18 protein-coding genes are annotated in these 23,043 nt (G+C 53.6%); 2 read left to right on the forward strand and 16 right to left on the reverse strand.

The window, feature by feature from the left end; translation table 11 throughout:
- Positions 1-189: 189 nt before the first annotated feature.
- The 16 genes from DLM_RS18290 to DLM_RS18365 all read right to left on the reverse strand — a co-directional run bounded on the left by DLM_RS18290 (position 190) and on the right by DLM_RS18365 (position 20,815).
- The gene (locus tag DLM_RS18290; protein WP_145985888.1) at positions 190-1,239 is read right to left on the reverse strand and encodes a sel1 repeat family protein; all 1,050 of its coding nucleotides are present in this window, start codon (positions 1,237-1,239) and stop codon (positions 190-192) included.
- Positions 1,223-2,260, reverse strand: a complete 1,038-nt coding sequence (locus DLM_RS18295; protein WP_197715449.1) for a sel1 repeat family protein — start codon at positions 2,258-2,260, stop codon at positions 1,223-1,225. Before DLM_RS18295 ends, DLM_RS18290 begins: the two co-directional genes overlap by 17 nt.
- On the reverse strand, positions 2,244-3,209 hold the full coding sequence (locus DLM_RS18300; RefSeq protein WP_145985889.1) for a sel1 repeat family protein: 966 nt from the start codon (positions 3,207-3,209) through the stop codon (positions 2,244-2,246). The genes DLM_RS18295 and DLM_RS18300 overlap by 17 nt, the downstream gene beginning before the upstream one ends.
- Before the next feature lie 69 nt (positions 3,210-3,278).
- A complete protein-coding gene (locus tag DLM_RS18305; RefSeq protein ID WP_231960277.1) occupies positions 3,279-3,728 on the reverse strand; it encodes a phospholipase D-like domain-containing protein in 450 nt (149 codons plus the stop codon).
- A 359-nt stretch (positions 3,729-4,087) separates the two neighbouring features.
- Positions 4,088-4,720, reverse strand: a complete 633-nt coding sequence (locus tag DLM_RS23175) for a hypothetical protein (protein WP_167467012.1) — start codon at positions 4,718-4,720, stop codon at positions 4,088-4,090.
- Positions 4,721-5,692, reverse strand: a complete 972-nt coding sequence (locus tag DLM_RS23180) for a calcium-binding protein (RefSeq protein WP_145985892.1) — start codon at positions 5,690-5,692, stop codon at positions 4,721-4,723.
- A gap of 5 nt (positions 5,693-5,697) precedes the next feature.
- The gene (locus DLM_RS18315; RefSeq protein ID WP_119313271.1) at positions 5,698-8,463 is read right to left on the reverse strand and encodes a type VI secretion system Vgr family protein; all 2,766 of its coding nucleotides are present in this window, start codon (positions 8,461-8,463) and stop codon (positions 5,698-5,700) included.
- A gap of 315 nt (positions 8,464-8,778) precedes the next feature.
- Entirely contained in the window at positions 8,779-9,657 is an 879-nt protein-coding gene (locus DLM_RS18320; RefSeq protein ID WP_089084118.1) for a DUF6708 domain-containing protein, read from the reverse strand.
- 128 nt (positions 9,658-9,785) lie between these two features.
- Complete coding sequence (locus tag DLM_RS23185) at positions 9,786-10,685, reverse strand: DUF6708 domain-containing protein (RefSeq protein ID WP_145985893.1); 900 nt, start codon at positions 10,683-10,685, stop codon at positions 9,786-9,788.
- Between the two features lie 287 nt (positions 10,686-10,972).
- Positions 10,973-11,872, reverse strand: a complete 900-nt coding sequence (locus tag DLM_RS18335; protein ID WP_089084121.1) for a DUF6708 domain-containing protein — start codon at positions 11,870-11,872, stop codon at positions 10,973-10,975.
- Between the two features lies 1 nt (position 11,873).
- Complete coding sequence (locus DLM_RS18340) at positions 11,874-14,351, reverse strand: T6SS effector BTH_I2691 family protein (protein ID WP_145985894.1); 2,478 nt, start codon at positions 14,349-14,351, stop codon at positions 11,874-11,876.
- A 21-nt stretch (positions 14,352-14,372) separates the two neighbouring features.
- Positions 14,373-15,245: a DUF4123 domain-containing protein gene (locus DLM_RS18345; protein WP_089084123.1), complete on the reverse strand. Its 873-nt coding sequence runs from the start codon at positions 15,243-15,245 to the stop codon at positions 14,373-14,375.
- A 19-nt stretch (positions 15,246-15,264) separates the two neighbouring features.
- Positions 15,265-17,910, reverse strand: a complete 2,646-nt coding sequence (locus DLM_RS18350; RefSeq protein WP_119313273.1) for a type VI secretion system Vgr family protein — start codon at positions 17,908-17,910, stop codon at positions 15,265-15,267.
- Positions 17,911-18,203: 293 nt separating this feature from the next.
- Positions 18,204-19,133, reverse strand: coding sequence for a pyridoxal-phosphate dependent enzyme (locus DLM_RS18355; RefSeq protein ID WP_089086409.1), 930 nt, complete (start codon positions 19,131-19,133; stop codon positions 18,204-18,206).
- 67 nt (positions 19,134-19,200) lie between these two features.
- Positions 19,201-19,587 carry a RidA family protein gene (locus DLM_RS18360; protein ID WP_089086411.1) on the reverse strand — a complete coding sequence of 129 codons (387 nt, stop codon included), beginning with the start codon at positions 19,585-19,587 and terminating at the stop codon, positions 19,201-19,203.
- Positions 19,588-20,005: 418 nt separating this feature from the next.
- Positions 20,006-20,815 (reverse strand): AraC family transcriptional regulator, encoded by an 810-nt coding sequence (locus DLM_RS18365; RefSeq protein ID WP_089086408.1) that lies wholly within the window; start codon positions 20,813-20,815, stop codon positions 20,006-20,008.
- 669 nt (positions 20,816-21,484) lie between these two features.
- Here DLM_RS18365 and DLM_RS18370 point away from each other — a divergent pair.
- Both DLM_RS18370 and DLM_RS18375 read left to right on the forward strand, forming a co-directional pair.
- Positions 21,485-22,012 carry a sigma-70 family RNA polymerase sigma factor gene (locus DLM_RS18370; RefSeq protein ID WP_089086407.1) on the forward strand — a complete coding sequence of 176 codons (528 nt, stop codon included), beginning with the start codon at positions 21,485-21,487 and terminating at the stop codon, positions 22,010-22,012.
- A gap of 2 nt (positions 22,013-22,014) precedes the next feature.
- Positions 22,015-22,959, forward strand: a complete 945-nt coding sequence (locus DLM_RS18375; protein WP_089086406.1) for a FecR domain-containing protein — start codon at positions 22,015-22,017, stop codon at positions 22,957-22,959.
- The last annotated feature ends 84 nt before the right edge of the window (positions 22,960-23,043 follow it).

The raw sequence follows: 23,043 nt of genomic DNA on the forward strand, positions 1-23,043 counted from the left end.
TTGATTGGGCGCGCCAGTCATCAATACAGGACCACAGCTGGTTTTATGGCCCTCATACGCAACGAGGATGCCATCAATGGTGCCACTCGCCTCACTCTCAACAATCACGCAATGTGAATGGCCTTACATCGTCCCTCTTGCTTCCCGAAAGAGGAAAGCAACTATAGCAGCGCGCACGATGGCCATGCTTTAGGAATGCGCGGCACCCAGCGGCCTTCCTGTTTTGGGATCCAGCCCCTTGGCTTTGGCCAGTTTTTCCAACAAGGCTTCGCTGGGTTTGGGTGGCGCAATATTGGCTTCGTGATCTTTCAGCCATTGAATCTTGCCATCCCAAGGCGGCAGTTTGGCTGGCGGCAGGGGGACGATATCATCGACCTCAGGAACAGAGGGATGAGCATAGGAGTAGTCACTTAGTACATCGCTAATGATCTTGTATCGACGGCTACGCTCATCATCTTGCTTCAGACCAAGATCAAACCGCTCCTTGCTGGGGTCCGCTACCGCAGCAAATCCATTCTGTAAGCCGTAGGGAGCTGATTCATCTCCCCATTTCGTTGCGAGCTGAAAAAATCTGACTGCTTCGGTCAGATTTTTCTCATAAATCATGTGGTAACCATATTCTACCGCTGCTTTTCCATGCCCTTGCTCTGCGGCACATTTTTTCATTTCATTGCCAATAGCAAATGGCCCCGGCCGTGCAATTGTCAGATTGGTTAGTTTGTCTCCAACCAGATACTGGGCCTCTGGATTACCCAGATCTGCAGCTTTACGGTAATAGCGATTGGCTAATTCCTCATCTTGCTTAACGCCGTAGCCAGCTTTGAGGTAGCGGCCCATATCGTAATAGCCACCGGGAATACCTCTGTCGATTAAGTCTTGCGTCAGGTCCAGTGTCTCTTTGACCAGATCTGCACTCCACGCCGTGCCGCGGCCGATCATTTCACGCAAATCCAGATTGGCCTTGTAGTGACCGTAGGCAGTGGCAATACGGTAATAACGCTCCATTTCCGGGTAACGTAACGGGTCTTCCTTTTCCAGCTGGTTTTTATACAACCAGCGCGCATAGCGGTAGAGCTGATCTGCCTGTTCATCCAGCTTGGGCAGATGGTCTTTTTCGTATACGCAGCTAAAGGCCAGATTGGTTTTGACCTCGCGCAGATCGGGCAGCGTTCTGTGCTGCTCACCGCAAGCGGCGAGCAGGCTTAACAGCAATAGCCACGCTTTAGGAATGCTCGGCACCCAGTGGCCTTCCTGTTTTGGGATCCAGCCCCTTGGCCTTGGCCAGTTTTTCCAGCAAGGCTTCGCTAGGCTTGGGTGGTGCAATATTGGCTTCGTGATCTTTCAGCCATTGAATCTTGACATCCCAGGGCGGCAGTTTGGCTGGTGGTAGCGGCACGATCTCGTCCAGTTCGGGGACTGTGGGGTGGGCGTAGGAGTAGCGGTGCAGGATATCCCCAATTTCCTTGTAGCGGCGGCTACGTTCGGGGTCTTTTTCTAGGCCCATGTAATAAAGTGGATCCTCATTGGAAGGAGCGAGAAAACCATGCTCAAGAAATGAAGCTGCACTTTCATTTCCGGCTTTGACTCCAAGCTGAAATGCTTCCCACGCCTGAGAAAGTACTTTGACATCATCCTTAAGATCAATGCCTAAATCCGTAGCAGCATCACCATGCCCCTGTCTAGCTGCACACTTTCGCATCTGCCGGGCAACCTCTGGTGCATTTTCCATAGGGGCTAGCTTATTTGCTACTAAATACTGCCCCTCAGGACTACCCATGTCAGCAGACTTACGGTAATAACGCAAAGCTAGTTCCGCATCCTGTTTAACGCCATAACCGGCTTCAAGATAGCGTGCCATGTCGTAATAGCCACCGGGAATGCCGCGATCAATCAGTTCCTGAGTCAGATCCAGCGTTTCTTTTACCGGATCTGCGCTCCAGGCTTGTCCCTTACCTATCATCTGCCGTAATTCAAGATTGGCCTTGTAATGGCCATGGGCAGTGGCAATGCGGTAATAGCGTTCCAATTCGGGATAGATGCTGACATCTTCTTGCAGCTGGTTGTTTTTCTGTAGATAACGTGCATAGCGATACACCTGATCGGCCTCGGCATCCAGCTTGGGTAGATGATCTTGTTCATGTACGCAGGTAAAAGCCAGATTGGTTTTGACCTCGGGCAGATCGGGCAGTGTTCTGTGCTGCTCACCGCAAGCGGCGAGCAGGCTTAACAGCAATAGCCACGCTTTAGGAATGCTCGGCACCCAGCGGCCTTCCTGTTTTGGGATCCAGCCCCTTGGCCTTGGCCAGTTTTTCCAGCAAGGCTTCGCTGGGCTTGGGTGGCGCAATATTGGCTTCGTGATCTTTCAGCCATTGAATCTTGCCATCCCAGGGCGGCAGTTTGGCTGGTGGCAGGGGGACGATGTCATCCAGTTCAGGAACCGTGGGGTGGGCGTAGGAGTAGCGTCCGAGGATGTCGCTAATTTCTCTGTAGCGATGGCTTCGCTCAGGGTCATTATGTAATGCAAGATAGTCATAATTGTCTTTTGCTACAAATGCTTTACTCAAAACATATGCTGCTGTTTCATCACCAGCCTTGACTGCCAACTGAAAAGCATGAACAGCCTCTTTATATTTTCCATCACCTCTTAGATTCGTTCCAAGCATAGAGGAAGCTTTTGCATGGACTTGCTGAGCGGCACAATTCCACATTTGCAATGCAACTTTAAAAGATTCACTTTGCGGGCCACCTATATTTATCAGTTTATCGCCCACTAAGTATTGGCCCTCAGGGCTACCCATGTCAGCAGACTTACGGTAATAACGCAAGGCCAGTTCTGCGTCCTGTTTAACGCCATAGCCGGCTTCAAGATAGCGTGCCATGTCGTAATAGCCACCGGGAATGCCGCGATCAATCAGTTCCTGAGTCAGATCCAGTGTTTCCTTTACTGGGTCTGCGGTCCAGGCCTGTCCTTTACCTATCATCTGTCGTAATTCAAGATTGGCCTTGTAATGGCCATGGGCAGTGGCAATGCGGTAATAGCGTTCCAGTTCGGGATAGACGCTGACATCTTCTTGCAGCTGATTGTTTTTCTGTATATAGCGCGCATAGCGATAGAGCTGGTCGGCCTCGGCATCCAGCTTGGGTAGATGATCTTGTTCATGTACGCAGGTAAAGGCTAGATTTGCTTTTACTTCATCAAGGTTTTGCACAGTTCTTTCCTTATTGCCACAAGCAGCAAGTAAAAGGCATAAAGGTAACAGCGTAAGCCATTTCACAACTTAATCCTTATTGGTACGGGTAGCACTTTGTCGAGAGAATTCGATTAGTGAGGCAATCGGGGTGTGCAAATCAGCTCTTGCATTTTTGTTATTTACAATTATTTTTCCCCACATTTTAAAAGCCTCATCTGGCCTATCCTGCGCCCCCATACCTTTGGTATGCATATTCCACAACTGCCTGCGCAGCGGCACGGTGATTTCCGGGCGATGGTGCGCAATATTCAGTTCGCTATCCACCTGCATGCTGCGGGTATTGATGTTGGCACTGCCCAGCGTCATAAAGGTGTCGTTGACGATCATCAGCTTGGCGTGGACGTAAACCGGTGTCCAGTCACGTCCCGGCGTTTTGGTGACCTTGGCGGCTGGGTAGGTTTGGCCACTCGGGCTGGCCTGCACACCAACAGCAACTCGTGGAGGTGAGTCTGGGGCGACCAGAGTGCAGACATGCACTTTCAAGCCTGGGCGTTCTTCCGGTAACACGGGCGCATCGGGTTTGCGTGCGGCTTCTACTTGTCGGCGCAGCGATTCGTTTTGCGCCTTGAGTGCGGCTTGCTTTTGCTGTAATGCCTTGAGCTTGTTTTGATAGGCTGCAATCTTGGCGGCACCACCATAACGGCTGGGCCGGCAATAACTGGTTTTTTACTTTGGAGCGTAGATATTTTTTGCTTTATAGTATTTTAAATTTCAAATTTCTTTGCAATTTCTATTGAGTGGACTTTTTATTATTTTAGATAGTCTAGGTGTTTCATTCCCACCCTCTTCATTAAAAGAAAAATACACCACACTGGATTTTATTTGATATTTTTAAGTTAAAATTGTTTTTTGCACAGATCAAAGTTCTCGTTTTTTAGCAAATCGGTATCTGCAGTAGTCTTGCTTAATATTGAATTTTTCAGTACAGCCATGTCTATTTTTTCACCTTGATCAGTCTCCCACATTTCTTCGCCTATCCATTTTCCTGAACAGGCTATGGAACTTTCCCTGCTAATTATGCATCCTGTCACAACGTTTATAAAAACACAACTAGCAACCTCGTGATAGTTTTTTGCTCCATTAGATTGGCTTAGCATTCCATACGTTGTAATATTAACAGCAGCGATCTTATTTTTTTGATTGAGAATTTCTTGCAAATAGTCATCAGTGTAATATTCTTTACTTATGTGGCTCAATATATTTTTAATGCGTCCATTGCTCCTGATGAATAATTGACGATCAAATACTCTATTGGCCAATCGAGTAATTTTTTTGTCGGCAATTCTTACATTTTTTATTAACAAATTATTGCTTAATGTTGATTCAGTTGCAGTTGCAGTTGCAGTTGCAGTTGCAGTTGCAGTTGCAGTTGCAGTTGCAGTTGCAGTTGCAGTTGCAGTTGCAGTTGCAGTTGCAGTTGCAGTTGCAGTCTTTGCCAGGATGGCAATAAAAAATAATGTTTTTTTCATTTATCTTGCCTTTAACTTATCGAATCTACTTGCCATGTCCGTTCCTCGTCGACTAACGCCGTAAATTTCTAATATTTCAGCTTCAATTTTGGCATGGCTAGACCCCCAGGATGAGGGATCAGGCTTAATGGTTGGATGTTTTTCGATGTAGGCATAGATTGCTGCTTTTATATCACTAGTTACATGTGCAGGTTTATTAACGTGCTGATCCAAGGCTGTTGCAATACCAAGCTCGGATTTGAAAATTTCTGAAACTTTGTACTTATTTTTACCATCCTGAATTTCCAGATTCATTACAAATCTCAATCGCTTAATGAAATCCCGTATTTGTTTTTCTAGAAATTTCTCATGCTTAATTGCTTTTATCATTGACGCCAAAGGTTGGAATTCTTGCATTTTTTTCTTCTGACGGTTAACTTTGTTGAATTTACTAGGATTTCGGAGAAAACTCTTTAGCGCATTACCTGTTAGTTTTTTATTTTCGGTTAGATCTTTATCTTGATAATACATTTTTGCGCCATTTACACCTTTCCCCTCAACGGTCCAGCCACAATTTTCAAAAAGTGCCTTATACAAGTCGGGTTGTTCATCCTTGAATTCGGAAACTTGTGCAGCAAATTCTCCACCACCAGTGGGATTCACGGTTTTTTGCATAGCGCCAGCCGTAAGAGCCTGATCATCATATGATTGCACTGCATCCATATTACCTTCATTTGCTGACATAATAATTATTATTTTTTTCTCCATTGCTGTTACTGATCCATTTTTTATCATTTCAGGCCAGCCGGTAAAATGATCTACGGGAATTGACCCATTGTAAATTGGTCCATAGGTCGCACCGTATTTTCCTATTCCTATAATCTCACCATAATCACATCCACAATCATGGCAAACAGGCACAACTACTGTTGATTTTTCGAGATTATCTTTATTTGTTTTAATGTCTTCTTTAGATAATTTTACAGTTGCCATAATTATTAATCTCTAATAATTGCTTTGATAATTTTTAAAGGTTTGGCCGTATTGATGCGCTCCGTCCTGCCTTCTGCATTGGTTACTCCCTTAAAGATCCAACCATTTACCATATGCACTTCATAAGGCTTACCCGCCAAGGGTTTCTTAGTCACCTCATCAATAAATGTCAGACTTTCATCATGTTCTGGAAAAATAGGTAGCCCTATAGGCGTTGTTAGGCGTGCCGGACCACTAAACTCATGACTAGCACCTTTGATGCTAACGGTACCGGGTGCATGTACTTCGATATTTCCGTCTTTAAGTCGGATATAAGCACCGCCGCTGGTGAGCAGCACTTCCTGGCTGGCGGCAATGGTGACCTTGCCCTCGACCGAGGTAACAGTCAGCTCCTTATCCGCCGTCAGTTCCAGCGCATCACTCTGCGCTTGCACCTGCACCTTGCCCTTCGCCGCAATCAGCTTCAGCGCCACTTTGTCTTTCACCCCGGCCACAAACAGGCTGATGTGCTGGCCGACGTTGTGCAGCCAGCGGCGGCCGGTGGTGTGGTTGCTGTCGCGTTGGGCGATGAGGTTGAGGTTGGTTCCGGCAGAGATTGTGTGGCTTTGTTCGGTCAGGCTGGCGATGCCGGCCGGGGCGGACAGGATGAGCAGCGGCTGTTGGCCGGCCTGGTCTTTTGCCGTCTTGCCGTCCTTGTCGGTATTGCTGCCGGCTTCCCAGGCTTTGAGCGCGGCGGCGTGGTGTTGCAGGTGGCCGCTGTCCTTGTTGCCGTCTTTGCCGTTGTCAGGGTTGATGGCGTCCGGCCCGGTTTCCATGCTGTCGGCCAGTTGCGCGGCGGCGGTGTCGCCCAGGCTTTGGCTGAGGCTGAGCGCGGCGTCGAGCTGGCTTTGCGCATGCTCGCGCGCCAGTTGTTTGCCGGATGCGCCGTTTTGCGCTTCGGTGCTGATGAGCAGGCCGTGGCCGGCGCGGATGGCGCCGTGCTGGTCGGTGCGTAGTTCGAAGCCTTCGCCGCGCGGCTGGGCTTTGCCATTGCTGCGCGGGTGGGTGAGGTAGCCCTGGTTGAGCTGGGTCTTGCCCGCTTCGCTACTGAGCTTGGCGCGGACTTCACCGGGCGTGTCGTCGAACAGCAGTTCGTTGTACTGGCCGCCCTGGTGTTCTTTGGATTTGATGCCGGACAGGGTCTTGTTGGCGGGCAAAGCGCCGGCACCGCTGAAGGCCGGGGTGGCGTGGCTGCCGTTGTACAGCACGCCAACAATCACCGGGCGGTCGATATCGCCTTCGATAAAGTCGACCAGCACTTCCTGGCCGATGCGCGGGATGAACTGGTGGCCCCAGCCGGCCCCGGCGCTGGGCATGGCCACGCGCAGCCAGCAGGAGGAGCGGTCGTCCAGATTGGCGCCGCTGCCGGGGTGTTCGTCTGGCCGCTGCCAGTGGAACTGCACCTTGATGCGGCCCAACTCGTCGGTGTGGACTTCTTCCCCCTCGGGCCCCACCACGGTGGCGGTCTGTACACCTTTAGATGTCGGCTTGGCCTGCGTGCTGTGGGCATAAGCCGGGGTGAGCGGAATGCCGCGGCGCTGGGCGGTGATCTGGGTCTGGAAGGGGCTGCTGTTCTGGCTGTCGTTTGATGTGCTGCTATCTCCCAGCAAGCCGCGCAGGCTGCTGGCCAGATCACCCGGCAGATTGTTGTTGGCACGGAAGGTTTGGCCGGTGACCACGAATTCACGCTGCTCGCTGCTGTCGCCCTCGTGCAGCGGATGTTCATCCAGGCGGAACCATTGGCCAGCGAGCAGGCTGCGTACTGAGCCGCTGCCAGAGAATTGCTTGGCCTGCACATCGTGCGCCTGCTGACGCCGCTGCGCATACTGACTCAGTTGCTCGGCATCGCTGGCGTAGTACAGCGACTGCGGGTCGTAATCCTGCAGGGTGGATTGCAAGGCATCGCCACTGCGGCCTTGCTGGATGCGGCTCTGATCGCCGCTGTGCTGGGTGCTCACCGGCTGGTAATCGAAACTGGCCAGCGCCACCGCACCGGACACCACCTGACGGGCGGCGCTCCAATCCGTCAGGCCGTCTTCTTCCTCGGTGGCATCGCTGCGGTGAAAGCGCACCCGCTCACTGGCGGCGGGCGGCAGGCTGTACGCATCATCAAACACCACCAGCTTGACCTGCGGATGCTCACCATCGACATGCTCGAAACGCCAGGCGTAACCCTCTTCGTGCAGCAGGCGCACGATGAAGTCGAAATCGCTCTCGCGGTATTGCAAACAGTAACTGCGCGGGTTGGCGGAGGCAGTGTGAAACTCCAGCGTCTGTACCTGGGCAAACACCGGATTATTGGCCTGATGCTCGGCCAGGATCTGCTTGACGATGTCCGGCACCGACAAGTCCTGAAACACCCGCGACGTACGACGCAGCCGCAGCAGCGCAAACGGCGGCTCGATGGTGAGGCCGTACTTGGCAAAACCGCCATCCGAACCCAGCAACTCGGCCCGTGACACCACCCCGCAACGCACCACCTGGCTGCCATCGGCATCCAGCACCCCCAGGCGGGCGGCCACACCGAGCAGCGACTTGAGCTCGATATTGCCATCCGGCGACAAACAACTGAGCTGATAGCGATAGGCTTGCGACACCCCCTCGCTGCCATCCAGCGTGTGTGGCAATAACTGCTCGGCGGCGATCTGCCCGCCATCCAGCTGCAGGGTGAGCAGACGCTGGTGCTGGGAAAAGGCGGCGGCGAAGCTGGCGAGCAGGGAGGAGAAGTCCATGGTGCGGGCTATCACGTCGGCTGACGTGAATCATCACATTCTGTTGAAAGTTCAACAGTTTATGCCTTCAGCATGGTGCAAACAAGGCTGAATGGCATGAATGCGTAGTTCTACGGATACGCCTGCATGCAGGAGGAAGGAGCCGGAGGATCATGCTGTGCATTCACAACGGGCAGTTCGTCGGCGAAAGCGGTCGGTCGTCGCATGGCTATTGTACGACTGGTTTACACAGAGTTCCGGACATGCCCCATCCTAAAAAGGGATGTGGCTTTTTTTACGTGATGCTCTACAGCAAGCTATTGTCGTTACCCACATTCAATCATCCCACCCCAAATTACTCCCCCTCTCCCTGTCCGCCGCCCGTACCGCATCGCGGTCGGGATATTTGCCTATACGCACCAGCCGGGCGCGGCCAGGATAGAATATGTAGAAAACAAGAATGAATGGATTCAGATAGCTGCCCAGCGCGGCTGCAATACGTTTAAAGCTGAAGGCCAGTGTTTCCTTTTTATCTTTGATCGGCAGGCAGCCGCTAATAACGTCCACCACGCTGGCCGGGCCTTCTTCCATATAGCGGGGGATAAAATCCCAATAGCCTTTTCCGACCTCTCGCCCTTCTCTGCCCAGCCCGCATGTCGGCAGGCCAAATGTTTCACGCACGGTTACTCCATCTTCATCCAGAATATGGCCCACCGTGTCCCACATGCCATAAGTAACCGGAATCTGGGTAAAGAATACCTTGTCCCACTTCGCACTCAATACGGTGCCATCCTGACGAAAAACATGCACCATGCGGGTTTTACGATTAAAGCGGATGGGGTAATGGGTGTAGTTGATTTCTCTTTTTTTCCATGTCCAGCATAAGTATGCTGCTGCTGCACAAAATGGAGAGAGTAGTAAGGCGACAAAAGCTCCCCACTCCCCTTTGTATATGTTAATTAAACCAATTGCCATTGTGAAGATGGATAAACATATTTCACCTGAAATGCAAATCAACCCTCCAAATGTCAAAGTTCCTTTGTCAAAAAAATACTTGTCCACTACTTCCAGCCAGTTTGAGTTGATCTCTATAACTGAGAGTTGATGATACATCTCTATATTCAATTTTTCTTTTTGCTTTAGCTGGTGGTAGTGCTCATCATCCGAGAGTGGTCGATTAACTGAGTAAGGTGTAATAAGTCCAGTAAATTCCATATTACTCTGTGATGGTAAGTTCTAATCATTATTGTTCATTTTATGATGTTTGCCAGTTCGCTCTTTGGAGTGACTATTCTCACTGGCTTGAATTGTACAAAATATCGAATGACTGGAGCTTGAATAAACTATGGATTCATGCTGGCATCCCTGAAATATGGGTCATGTCCTTCCATGCATGGGCATTGCGCTTCAATCTCTGCTGGCCATTGCGGAATCTTGCTGAAATGCATCGCAATCATGCGGCCAGGATAGAATATGTAGAAAATAAGAATGAATGGATTCAGATAGCTGCCCAGCGCGGCTGCAATACGTTTAAAGCTGAAGGCCAGTGTTTCCTTTTTATCTTTGATCGGCAGGCAGCCGCTAATAACGTCCACCACGCTGGCCGGGCCTTCTTCCATATAGCGGCGGATAAAATCCCAATAGCCTTTTCCGACCTCTCGCCCTTCTCTGCCCAGCCCGCATGTCGGCAGGCCAAATGTTTCACGCACGGTTACTCCATCTTCATCCAGAATATGGCCCACCGTGTCCCACATGCCATAAGTAACCGGAATCTGGGTAAAGAATACCTTGTCCCACTTCGCACTCAATACGGTGCCATCCTGACGAAAAACATGCACCATGCGGGTTTTACGATTAAAGCGGATGGGGTAATGGGTGTGGTTGATTTCTTTCTTAGCTATTTTCCAAGTGTGCCATACAAGAATTAATAGCAATGGGTTTACTATGAATACGTACCAGCCCTCTGCATTTCCTGATGAAATTGCAGAGAGTCCGTAGTATAGTCCAATCGAAAATAGAAACGTAGTAAATGCCATCTGGACTAACCAAACGGTTGTGAATGACCCTTTGTCAAAGAAATACTTATCGACCACCTCCAGCCAGTTTGAGTTGATCTCTATAACTGAGAGTTGATGATAAATCTCTATGTCTAGCTTCTCTTTTTGCTTTAGTTGACGGTGGCGTTCATCATCTGAGAGTGGTCGATTAACTGAGTAGGGTGTAAATTGTCCAGTAAATTCCATATTGCCCTGCCATGGCCAGTTCTAGTTGCTTTTGTTCTTCTTCTGGGTTTTTGTAACTTCGCTTGCCCAAATATCCATTTTCTAGCCAAAATTGAATCTTATTATCTTTAAATAGTTCAATCAGTAAGACGAACACAATCAAAGCCATAATGGCTAGTTAGCCCCCAAAGGTGTCTCGGTGGAGAAAGCTAACAAAGAAATATAGCCCCTAGAACTGCAGAGGAATAATCAAGTCAAAACATTCCCCATTCTCCTTTGTTGTATCGAATGACTGGAAATTGCATGGGCTAAGGATTCATGCTGGCATCCCTGAAATATGGATCATATCCTTCCATGCGCCGGCATTGGGCTTCAATTTCTGCTGGCCATTGTGGAATCTTGCTGAAATGCATGGCGATCATGCGGCCAGGGTAAAGCATATAATAAAAGAGAATAAATGGATGAAGGTTGCTGCCTAAAGAGAGAGCTACTCGCTTATAACTGAAAGCTAGTGTTTCTTTCCTGTCTTTTATCGGCAGGCAGACAGTGAGTATGTCTAAAACACTAGTAGGGCCTTCTTCCATATATCTTCGAATGAATTCCCAATATCCTTTTGAAGACTCGCGATCTTTGCCACTCATCGTCGTTGCAGGTAATGCAAAAGTTTCTCGCACTGTGATGCCGTCATCATCTAATATGTGCCCAACGATATCCCACGCTCCTCGAGTAAGTGGCATTTGTGTAAAGAATATTTCATTCCACCCTGCACTTAATATGCTACCATCCTGTCGAAAAACATGAATAGTCTTTGTTTTTCTGTTAAATCGAATGGGGTAGTGGGTGAAATTAATTTCCTTGCATAAAATTTTCCATGCAAAATAACTGAAGGGCAATCCAATCAGTAATGGTAAGAGCAGTACAGATGCGCCAATGTCGCCATTCAATATTGGTATCGCTGCACCGATAATGGCTAATATGTTTACAACCATTATTCCGAAAAATGCTATCCCGGCTGCAAAGGTTAGAGTTCCTTTGTCAAAGAAATATTTATCAACTACTTCTATCCAATTTGAATTAATTTCTATAACGGTAAGTTGATGTAGGAGGGGTTTTTTTAATTTCTCATCCTGTTTTAATTGATTATTTCGCTCCTGATCTGATAGTTTTCGATTCAAAGGGAATGGAGTAATCTGTCCAGTGTATTCCATTTTATCCTTTAAGTGCCAGTTCAAACTGCATTTGTTCTTCTTCTGGATTTTTATAAGTTCGTGATCCCCAGTAGTTTTTCTCGAGCCATACTTTTAACTTGCTGTCTTTGTATAGCTCTATGAAAAAAGTGGTGATAATTAAAAACATAATTGCCACCCAGCCCCAGAATGGAATTGCACTGAGGAACGGAAGAATCGCTACTGCTAATCCTGATATAGAAGATGCACTATAAAGGGAAGCCATTACCCAGTCTTTTTTATCATAAGCCTGTATGGCATTTTTCCCATCCCAATAGGCTACAATAGCCCCTCCTATAAAGCCGCCACCTTTCGCAATCCGCCCAAGCCATGTGCTGAACCATTCAGCAATACCTGCGGCACCCTTAAATCGAGAAGATGTTCTGGCAAGACTGCGGCCAGCTAAATCTGCAACATTTGCCCACAATGCAAAGCTTGCGCCCCAAACACGTCCACTAGCTTCATGCCCCTCGTGACTCATTGCATTTTTTTCATCCTGGCCTAGCTTATCTAGCACAGCCCACTGCCAAACTCCTGCCATCAATCCACTTACAAAAGGGATGGCACCTTTAGCACCAGAAAGTGCAGCTCGCCACTCGCCCATAACTATATTTTCTAACTGGACTGGAGTATGAATACTTCCAGCCAACCATTTCGCTTGCTGTGAAGGTGTGAGCCCATTGGGTATACCTCTAACTTGCTTGGGGTCGAGCAAGAGGGTGAAGGTCTTTTTTTCGCTTCCTTCCAGCGGTATGCCAGCCGCTTGCAGGTTACGCAGCTGCGCACTGACGGCGCGCTCCATCTCGCGTGGATTCATTGTCTTGCCACTTTGCTTTACCAGCTCCCTGATCAAGCGGGTGCGGAAGGCTTTCTTGCTGCCGGTGACTTCCACCTGCACGAACACTTTGCGGCTATGCATGGCCATCGCCGTCCAGAGTGGGCGTGCCACTTTGTTGGAGATGCCATCAAACAGCTTGATCAGGGGGGCGCTGATTGTCAGCAGATAAGCATTCAGACTGGTGTCCCCATGGGCGATTTTCTCGGCGCCCCCTCCCTGAAAGCCAATGTAAGCATCGGCAGGAAAAATACGTGGATCAATGCTGGGTGCGCCAACCGCCTTTTTAATTTGGTCTTTCAGGGATTTTTGATTCAGTGCCAGCGCGTTAAGCAGGAAGTTTTCCGGCTCAAAGTTACCAGACAGCATTTGCGACAGGTAATCCAGGCAAAGCTTTTTGTCTTGTGTGCCGGATATGGCCAAGGTGACAGCGCGCGTATAGGCCTCGCCACTATCCAGGCTGTCTTCATCGTAATTGCACTGGAAGGATTGCTTGATGTGCTGACCGCCCAGCCAAGCAAGATAAGCCTTGGCCAGTGGCTGTATGGTGGTCTGGTCGAGCTTTTGGCTTTCCGTTTCAAACTTGGCTTGCCATGCGTGCATGGCTGCTTCGTTGAATTTGGCGCGATATTTGTCCCAGGCATGCTGTTGCGCACGCTTGGCTTCGGCTGGCGTTACCGTGCGTAGGGCATCGTACTGCGCTTCTTTACGCTTTCTGGCGGTATCGGAGAACAAAACCGATAGGTCTGGCTGGGATATATAGTCATTGGCCAGTTCTTCTGCCGCTTGCTGCTCTGCTTCCAGTGCCTGCTCTTCCACCGCCACCTTGATCTGGCTGATGGCCAGGCTGGCCATCAGCGGGTGTTTGTTTTCCTTTTTGTTGGCGAAAGTGCTGGCGTGATGAATCATCAGGGCGGAGAGCTCGGCGGTGATGCCAACCGCATCATTCAGCGCCACGATGAAGCCTTTGCCGGGGGCCAGTTTTTCTGCTTCCGCTATCAAACGTTCCGCACGGCCTTTGCGGCTTTCCTGCGGGATGGGGGAGAAGCCTACTGCTTTTTTTAGCGCCGTCTTATCCAGAGCATATTCCGCAATCTTGTTGCCAACATCCTTGATGGGCAGGCAGTGTTTGGCATCCACACTGGCGCTGTATGCTTTGACGTCGATACAGCGCATGTGTTTTTTGCGGTAGTCTGCGCTGTCATGGCGCTTGCGCACGGCATCTGTCCATTGGCCATCTGAAAATGCCAGCCACACTTTGGTGGCGCGTTTGGCATCGGGGATGGTGATGCAACTGGCGATGGCGCGATGCCCTTCATCCGGGCAACTAAACGGTTTTTTGGGCAAAACCAGAGGCTGTCCCTTGGCTTGCGTGCTGGTCTTGAAGAAATAACCATCCTCGGTAACGAAATAGTCATCCCAGCGTTTACGCGCTTCATCGTACACATACAGGTAGCCGCTGCGTAGAGTTCTTAGCGTGTATTGGCTACTTGCGTCTGGCAGTGCTATAGCAGGTTTATTGGCGACGGCAGGTGCGCCGGTATGGGGGAGTGCAATTGCATACCGGGCCGGGAAAATCGGTACGCCACGCTTATCGCAGTATTCGCAACTGGGGTTGGTGCTCATGTTTTCTCGTCTGGCTAGGCATTATTCAATCGCGGAAGCCTGGATGGTGGCCCACTGTTCTTCCGTGAGTAGCGCAAGGCAATCTACTAAAGTGCTGTCCGCGCGTTGTTCGGGGCTTTGTGCCATCAAGTTGGCAAGTTCGCGCTGGATTAATGGGTGTGAATCAAATTGGCTACCGTGGAGAATGCCATAGCAGGCAAAGCTCACTTGGTCTTCAAGCCGGCCAAGCTGATATCGCTGTTGTGCTCGTTGTATCAGGCTGTCCACACATTTGGCCCGTTTGCTGGCGTCTTGCCACTTCAAGCAGCCGGTTTGTGCCAATGCGCGGTTTACCGCGCCAATTCTTAGCAAAGCTTCCCAATCCATGGCAGGAGTAGCGTGCTTCGCTGTGGTTAAACTGGGAGGCACCGTCAAAGCCCAGTAGCCATACAAATTGCTGGCCCATTGCTTGGCTGGGCCATACAAACCCAGCATGGCCTGGGCATTGAGCACGCCCGGCAATTGCGACCAGACCCGACCATCAAAAATGCGTAACCAGAATTTTTGCTTTTGATGGACCACTACCTGGGCTTGGCATAGATGGCGTGCCATGGTGGCTGGGGATGCAGTGGCTGACAGGAGTGTGCTGAGTGAAGGGGGCTCGTTTTCCTGCTGTGCAGTTTCCAGCTGAGTAAACAAGGTTTGTTGGTCTTCTGGCGTGAGCGCAGATAGATGCAACAAGGACGGCATCAGGCCTTCATTGTCTTCAAAGCCCTTTGGCGTGAGCAATATCCACGGCCAATCATCTGGCAGTTCTGCCCTTTGCTCTGCGGATGCAATGGCGAAATTGAATCGCCCATGTGAGCCTTCAGTCAGAAATGCGCCGGTGAGTGGCTGCCAGAGATCTTGATTCATTGTGCTATTCCGTAGATCTTCACGATGCCTGGACAATTGCGTCGCCGCCTGCGGCTGCCGCACGGGCGCGCATTTCACACATTTTGACTTTCAGTTCGGGCATCGGGGCATTCAGGCTGTCCGGCCCGCTCCAGTCATGGCTACCCCCCTTGAAGCTGACGGTGCCGGGGGCGTGCAGCTCGATCTTGCCATCCTTGATCCGCACGTAAGCGCCGCCGCTGGTCAGCAGGATTTCCTGCTTGCCATTCAAGTTGATGTTCTGCTTGGCCGAAGTAACGGTCACATCCTTATCCGCCGTCAGTTCCATCGCATCGCTCTGCGCTTGCACCTGCACCTTGCCTTTGGCGGCGATCAGTTTCAGCGCCACTTTGTCTTTCACCCCGGCCACAAACAGGCTGATGTGCTGGCCGACGTTGTGCAGCCAGCGGCGGCCGGTGGTGTGGTTGGCGTCGCGTTGGGCGATGAGGTTGAGGTTGGTGCCGGCGCTGAGGGTGTGGCTTTGTTCGGTCAGGCTGGCGATGCCGGCCGGGGCGGACAGGATGAGCAGCGGCTGTTGGCCGGCCTGGTCTTTTGCCGTCTTGCCGTCTTTGTCGGTGTTGCTGCCGGCTTCCCAGGCTTTGAGCGCGGCGGCGTGGTGTTGCAGGTGGCCGCTGTCCTTGTTGCCGTCTTTGCCGTTGTCGGAGTTGATGGCGTCCGGCCCGGTTTCCATGCTGTCGGCCAGTTGTGCAGCGGCGGTGTCGCCCAGGCTTTGGCTGAGGCTGAGCGCGGCGTCGAGCTGGCTTTGTGCGTGTTCGCGCGCCAGTTGTTTGCCGGATGCGCCGTTTTGCGCTTCGGTGCTGATGAGCAGGCCGTGGCCGGCGCGGATGGCGCCGTGCTGGTCGGTGCGTAGTTCGAAGCCTTCGCCGCGCGGCTGGGCTTTGCCATTGCTGCGCGGGTGGGTGAGGTAGCCCTGGTTGAGCTGGGTCTTGCCCGCTTCGCTACTGAGCTTGGCGCGGACTTCACCGGGCGTGTCGTCGAACAGCAGTTCGTTGTACTGGCCGCCCTGGTGTTCTTTGGATTTGATGCCGGACAGGGTCTTGTTGGCGGGCAAAGCGCCGGCACCGCTGAAGGCCGGGGTGGCGTGGCTGCCGTTGTACAGCACGCCAACAATCACCGGGCGGTCGATATCGCCTTCGATAAAGTCGACCAGCACTTCCTGGCCGATGCGCGGGATGAACTGGTGGCCCCAGCCGGCCCCGGCGCTGGGCATGGCCACGCGCAGCCAGCAGGAGGAGCGGTCGTCCAGATTGGCGCCGCTGCCGGGGTGTTCGTCTGGCCGCTGCCAGTGGAACTGCACCTTGATGCGGCCCAACTCGTCGGTGTGGACTTCTTCCCCCTCGGGCCCCACCACGGTGGCGGTCTGTACACCTTTAGATGTCGGCTTGGCCTGCGTGCTGTGGGCATAAGCCGGGGTGAGCGGAATGCCGCGGCGCTGGGCGGTGATCTGGGTCTGGAAGGGGCTGCTGTTCTGGCTGTCGTTTGATGTGCTGCTATCTCCCAGCAAGCCGCGCAGGCTGCTGGCCAGATCACCCGGCAGATTGTTGTTGGCACGGAAGGTTTGGCCGGTGACCACGAATTCACGCTGCTCGCTGCTGTCGCCCTCGTGCAGCGGATGTTCATCCAGGCGGAACCATTGGCCAGCGAGCAGGCTGCGTACTGAGCCGCTGCCAGAGAATTGCTTGGCCTGCACATCGTGCGCCTGCTGACGCCGCTGCGCATACTGACTCAGTTGCTCGGCATCGCTGGCGTAGTACAGCGACTGCGGGTCGTAATCCTGCAGGGTGGATTGCAGGGCATCGCCACTGCGGCCTTGCTGGATGCGGCTCTGATCGCCGCTGTGCTGGGTGCTCACCGGCTGGTAATCGAAACTGGCCAGCGCCACCGCACCGGACACCACCTGACGGGCGGCGCTCCAATCGGTGAGGCCGTCTTCTTCCTCGGTGGCATCGCTGCGGTGAAAGCGCACCCGCTCGCTGGCGGCGGGCGGCAGGCTGTACGCATCATCAAACACCACCAGCTTGACCTGCGGATGCTCACCATCGACATGCTCGAAACGCCAGGCGTAACCCTCTTCGTGCAGCAGGCGCACGATGAAGTCGAAATCGCTCTCGCGGTATTGCAAACAGTAACTGCGCGGGCTGGCGCTGGCGGTGTGGAACTCCAGCGTCTGCACTTGGGCAAACACCGGGTTATTGGCCTGATGCTCGGCCAGGATCTGCTTGACGATGTCCGGCACCGACAAGTCCTGAAACACCCGCGAAGTGCGCCGCAGCCGCAGCAGGGCAAACGGCGGCTCGATGGTGAGGCCATACTTGGCAAAACCGCCATCCGACCCCAACAACTCGGCGCGCGATACTACCCCGCAACGCACCACCTCATTGCCGTCGGCATCCAGCACCCCGAGACGAGCCGCCACACCCAACAAGGATTTGAGTTCGATAGTGCCGTCGGGGGATAAACAGGTGAGCTGATAGCGATAGGCCTCCGACACGCCCTCGCTGCCGTCCAGCGTGTGCGGCAGCAACTGCTCGGCGGCGATCTGTCCGCCATCCAGCTGCAGGGTGAGCAGGCGCTGGTGCTGGGAAAAGGCGGCGGCGAAGCTGGCGAGCAGGGAGGAGAAATCCATGGTGCGGGCTATCACGTCGGCTGACGTGAATCATCACATTCTGTTGAAAGTTCAACAGCTTATGCCTTCAGCATGGATCGAACAAGGCTGAATGGCATGAATGCGTAGTTCTACGGATGCGACTGCATGCGGGAGGAAGGAGCCGGAGGATCATGCTGTGCATTCACAACGGGCAGTTCGTCGGCCACACCAGACAGCTCCCGCATGAATCAAGATGGCTGCTTTTCAAATGAAAGCAGCCAGTGCAAGTGAGGACAGTCTGCCAGCGATGCACACTGCCTTTTACTGGCCGTTTACTGCTGGATACCCGGCTGGCTGGCCCAGCTACGAATCTGCTCGATGGAGGTTGTGGCACCGCCGCATACCACCACCAGAATCTTGTTGTAAGGCGCCAGTGCTGGGTTTTGCTCATAGACCACGGACAGGACCGCGCCACACGCCGGCTCGACCAGGACGCGGTGATCCGCCAGAAACCGCTCGCAAGCGGCAAGCGCGCTGCCGTCCGACACCACCAGGCTGTGTACCGGATGCGTGTTTGCGCAATGCAATGCCTGTTCGCACACCCGTTTCGCGCCAAGCGAGGTGGCAATGCTGCTGATGCGCTCCAGCTCCACGGTATGCCCGGCCAACACGGCGGCATGGAAGGAGGCCGCCCCTTCGGTTTCTACCGCGAATACCGGCACATCATGCCACTGATTGCGTTGCAGCCCTTCCACGATGCCGGCAAGCAGCCCGCCGCCACCAACGGCAAGCACTACGGCATCCGGCTTGCATTGTGCCATGGCGACCTCATCGATCAGCGAGGCATGCCCATGCCACAGCAGCGGATTATCAAATGGATGTAGAAAGGCATCGGTCGCGCCCAACAAGGTTTGCGCATGCTGGTTGGCCTCTTGCCATGAACCCCCATGCACGATGACCTCCGCCCCCTCCAGCCTGAGCAGTTCCTTGGCCCGCTCGGTGGTGGTTTCCGGCACCACCACCGTTACCGGGATGTTCAGGCATCGCCCGGCATAAGCCACGGCCAGCCCGGCATTTCCCCCCGAGGAGGACACAAAGCGTCGTGCGCCCTGCTCTTGGTAGACACGGCAGGCATGCCCGATCCCACGGATTTTGAAGGATCCGGCGGGCTGTAGCGCATCGAGTTTGAGCCAAATGGACCGGCCTGCCTGTACGCTCAAGGCGCGTGACTCCAGCAGCGGAGTATCAATGTGTAGATTCATGGCAAAGACTTTCGGGATAGCGGGGTGAAGCCGGGGTGGCTACTGTCAACCGTTGATGATGCTGCATTCAGGACGTGAGCTGGTCCGGTGCCAGTGCCTGCACCTCGATCTCGACATCCAGCTCGAATGCCAGCTTGGCACAGACCACCGAGCGCGCCGGAAAACCAGCAGGAAAATAAGCGGCATAGGCTTGGTTAAACTCGGCAAAGTGCTTCATATCGGATAGCCATGCCGTCACCTTCACCACGGCATTCAATGACGAGCCGCAGGACTGCAAGGTGCGCTCGATAGCTGCCATGATGTTGTGGGTCTGGGTGGTGATATCGCTGCGCATCGGCTCCGCCTGCTCAGACATCGAAACCTGACCGGACAGAAACAGAAAACCACCCGCCTGGACTGCGCGGGAGAACGGAAACGGTAGTGTGCTGCTAAAGCGCGTAATGGCTTGGGACACGATGTAAGCTCCATTGAATAGGTGCCTCAAGGCAGTGCCGGAAATATAGATGCTGGCTGATGGCAGTTCACTGCCGGCACTGGAGGCGTAATGACGCGGGCCATAGCAAAAGCTGGCGGACAGGTGCAAGCAGGTTGTCAATCTCCGCCGCTGGCATCGCCAATGCGGTGACAAAACGCAGGAGGCCTGGCTCCCAATAGTCATTGGTAAAGAACGCAGGCAGTGGCAATGCTGTCACTGGAAAATCCCTGCGCGGGATGAGCGAGAACCGCCGGCTGAACAGGCATACGCCACGGCGGCTTGTTACGCGACAACACGTCCCGCACCGATGCGCATCCTAGAGAGTGGGTAAAGCACCGACTTGTAAAAAATTGACTTGCTTGAGCGAGAATCGGCAGCAGGGTTGTGGCCTGCGCGCTCAGTATCCGGATGGTGCCACGCCAAAAGCCCGGCGGAAGGCCCGATTGAAATGGCTCTGGTCGTAAAAGCCCACGCCTTGTGCCACATCGGCAATGCTCAACTTGCCACGCGCCAGTAGCGCGCAAGCCTGCTCCAACCTTAGGCGAAGCAGCCAGGCATAAGGCGTCATGCCCACGGTTTGCTTGAATTGGCGCAAAAAATGAAAACGCCCCAGCCCACACACCGCAGCCAGTTCATCCAGCGTAATTTTTTCGGCCAGGTGACTGCAGCAGTAATCCTTGATTCGCAGCCACTGCAAAGCAGAGAGCGTCCCTTTGACGACCACCGGCTTGATGGCGCGAGATTGGGTAAACAGAAAATATAGCAACGACAGCCATTCGGACTGTACCAGCAAGGAAGAAGGATCGGCTGTCAGTTGTAAGGTGTCGTGCAAGCGCAGCAGGCGAGCAGCCAGTGCTGGATCTTCAAGCACCATCCCTGCCAAGGCGGGCTCACGCTCAACCTCGGTCAGTTCGGCGGCTACGCTTTTGAGCAAGTCCTGCGATAGCCGGAGAGTTTTCAGGGTATAGGCATCACCGCCTTCGCCTGCACCATCATGAATTTCTCCTGGCGGCATCAGGGAAATACATCCCGGCCCAAGCAATAGCGATTGGCCACTGAACTGCTGGCGCTGCAAGCCCCTTGTTACCAGCCCGATATGGTAGTCAAGATGGTAATGCCGATCAAAGCTGAAGGCTTCGAACTGGCCAACACTCAGCACCAACCCAGGCAAGCCGGCCAGTCGCTTGTACGCTACGCGATTACCCATGTCGAATCACAGAGCTGCGCTGATGGCGACATTAAAGACACGTTCACCCCATGCAAGCAGCCAGAAGCCCCCGTTCCCGCTCATCGCGCTAAATATACTACAGCCCTGATGCGGCTCGATATCGCGCGCTGGCAAGAGCGGCGTCTGAGCACGAAGGGAGCGCAGGCTCACCAAGATAGATCTGCACGCTTCTCGCGATGCAATGCCTGTTGTCAAAAGGAGTAGCCTCCGGCCACCAGACAGCTCCAGGCGCTAGCTTGCTGGGCAGGTGATCCGCTTCAACGGTTTGGCCGGGGCGGACAGGCTGGTGGCCAGCGCGGCTAACTGCGGAATCACGCGGGGTCATGGTCGGCTTCGCTCTTATCCAACATGACCAGCGGCCTGCCTGTTATTCACCAAGATTTTGACCAGTAAGGCGACGGGTCGGGCAGCCCGCCAAGTCATCACCGGCCGCACAAGAAATAAAAGCATAGCGCTTGCGTACAAACCCGCGCGCAGAGTGGTCTTTATTCATAGCAAGATATTCAAATCCTTAATGCATACCCGGCATGCGCTATCAAGTTCATTTTCATAATGATGCTTGTGATTTTTTTATGTGCGAGGCATGTAGTTGACAGGACGGTCATATTTTATAAATGATAATGGTTATCATTTTTATAAGAGCAAGGCATGTCCCCTCCAGGTCCTCTGGCCCACAACGCCGCCCAAAGCGTCGATGCACTTTATCGCCAGCACCATCGCTGGCTGGAAGGCTGGCTACGCGGCAAGCTAGGCCCCAGCCAGGATCACGCGGCCGATCTTGCTCACGATACCTTCGTGCGCGTGTTGCACAAGCAGTTGTTTGCTTCACTGCAGGCACCCAGGCCATTGCTTGCGACGATCGCGCGCGGGCTGATGATAGACCTGTTCCGCCGCCAGGATCTGGAGCGCGCCTATCTGGAAGTGCTGGCCGGCCAGCCGGAGTCGCTGGTGCCGTCGCCGGAGCAGCAAGCGCTGGTAATCGAAACGCTGTTGCAGGTGGATGCCATGCTGGCCGGGCTGGGTAGCCGTCCCAAGCAGGCGTTCCTGCTGGCGCAACTGGACGGCATGAGCTACCCCGATATCGCCCGTACGCTGGGGGTGTCGGTCAGCAGCATCAAGAAATACATGGTCAAGGCACTGAGCCATTGCCTGGCCTATCAGTTGGCTCAGGACTGATCATGGCAACACTCACTCCGGCTATCTTGCGACAGGCGGCCGAATGGCACGTGCTGTTCAGTGCGGGCGAAGCCAGCAATAAAGACCACGCCGCCTGGCAGCAATGGCGTGCAGCCAACCCCTTGCACGAAGAGGCGTGGCAGCAACTGGCCAGCCTGACCGACCGGTTGCAAGCACTGCCGGCGGGCATCGGCCAGCAACTGCTGCAACAGCGCCAGGGACGCCGCCGCACGCTGCGCCAGTGCGTGCTGTTGTTGGGCTGTCTGGGGGCAGGCTGGCAGACCTGGCTGCGGTTGCAGCACAGCGTGGCACCGCTGTCTTTCCATGCGAACGCCGGCCGCCGTGAGCGTGTGACGCTGGCCGATGGCAGCAAGCTGGTGCTGCGTGCCGGCGCGCGGCTACAGGTAAGCTTTGACGATAACCAGCGGCTGCTCCGCCTGCTGGCGGGCGAGGTGGCGGTAGCCACCGCCAGCGACAATCACGCCCCCTACCGTCCGCTGCTGGTGGAAACCCGGCATGGTCATATCACGGCGCTGGGAACACGCTTCACCGTGGGCTTGGCCAGCGACCGGACCTGCGTGGCCGTGCAGCAACACGCGGTGCGCTTGCAACCGTGGTCCGGTGGTGCCGGGCTGATCCTGCAAGCCGGCGAGCACGGCGAGCTGAGCGATAGCGCGCGGCGCTTGCCCTTGCCGCCAGACGACACCACGCCAGACTGGGTCAGCGGTCGCATCGTGGTGGTCAATGCCCGCCTGGGCGATGTGATCAGACAACTGGCACCGCATTACCCCGGTGCCTTGTTGTGCGACCCGCAGGCTGCGGCCTTGCCGGTATCCGGTGCGTTTTCCGAAGATGATCCGCAAGCCTCGCTGCAGGCCATTACTGCCACCTTGCCGGTCAAGATCGTGCGGCGCGGCCCGTTATGGACGCTGCTGACGCGGCGGTAGACACTGCGAAAATTTTTTTAGCCAGGGGGTGTCTGTTTTGATGGAGTCGTTCGGCCTACCAGCATAACAACTGATTCTCATTTG

It is taken from the genome of Aquitalea magnusonii, from assembly GCF_002217795.2.
Taxonomy (GTDB): domain Bacteria; phylum Pseudomonadota; class Gammaproteobacteria; order Burkholderiales; family Chromobacteriaceae; genus Aquitalea; species Aquitalea magnusonii_B.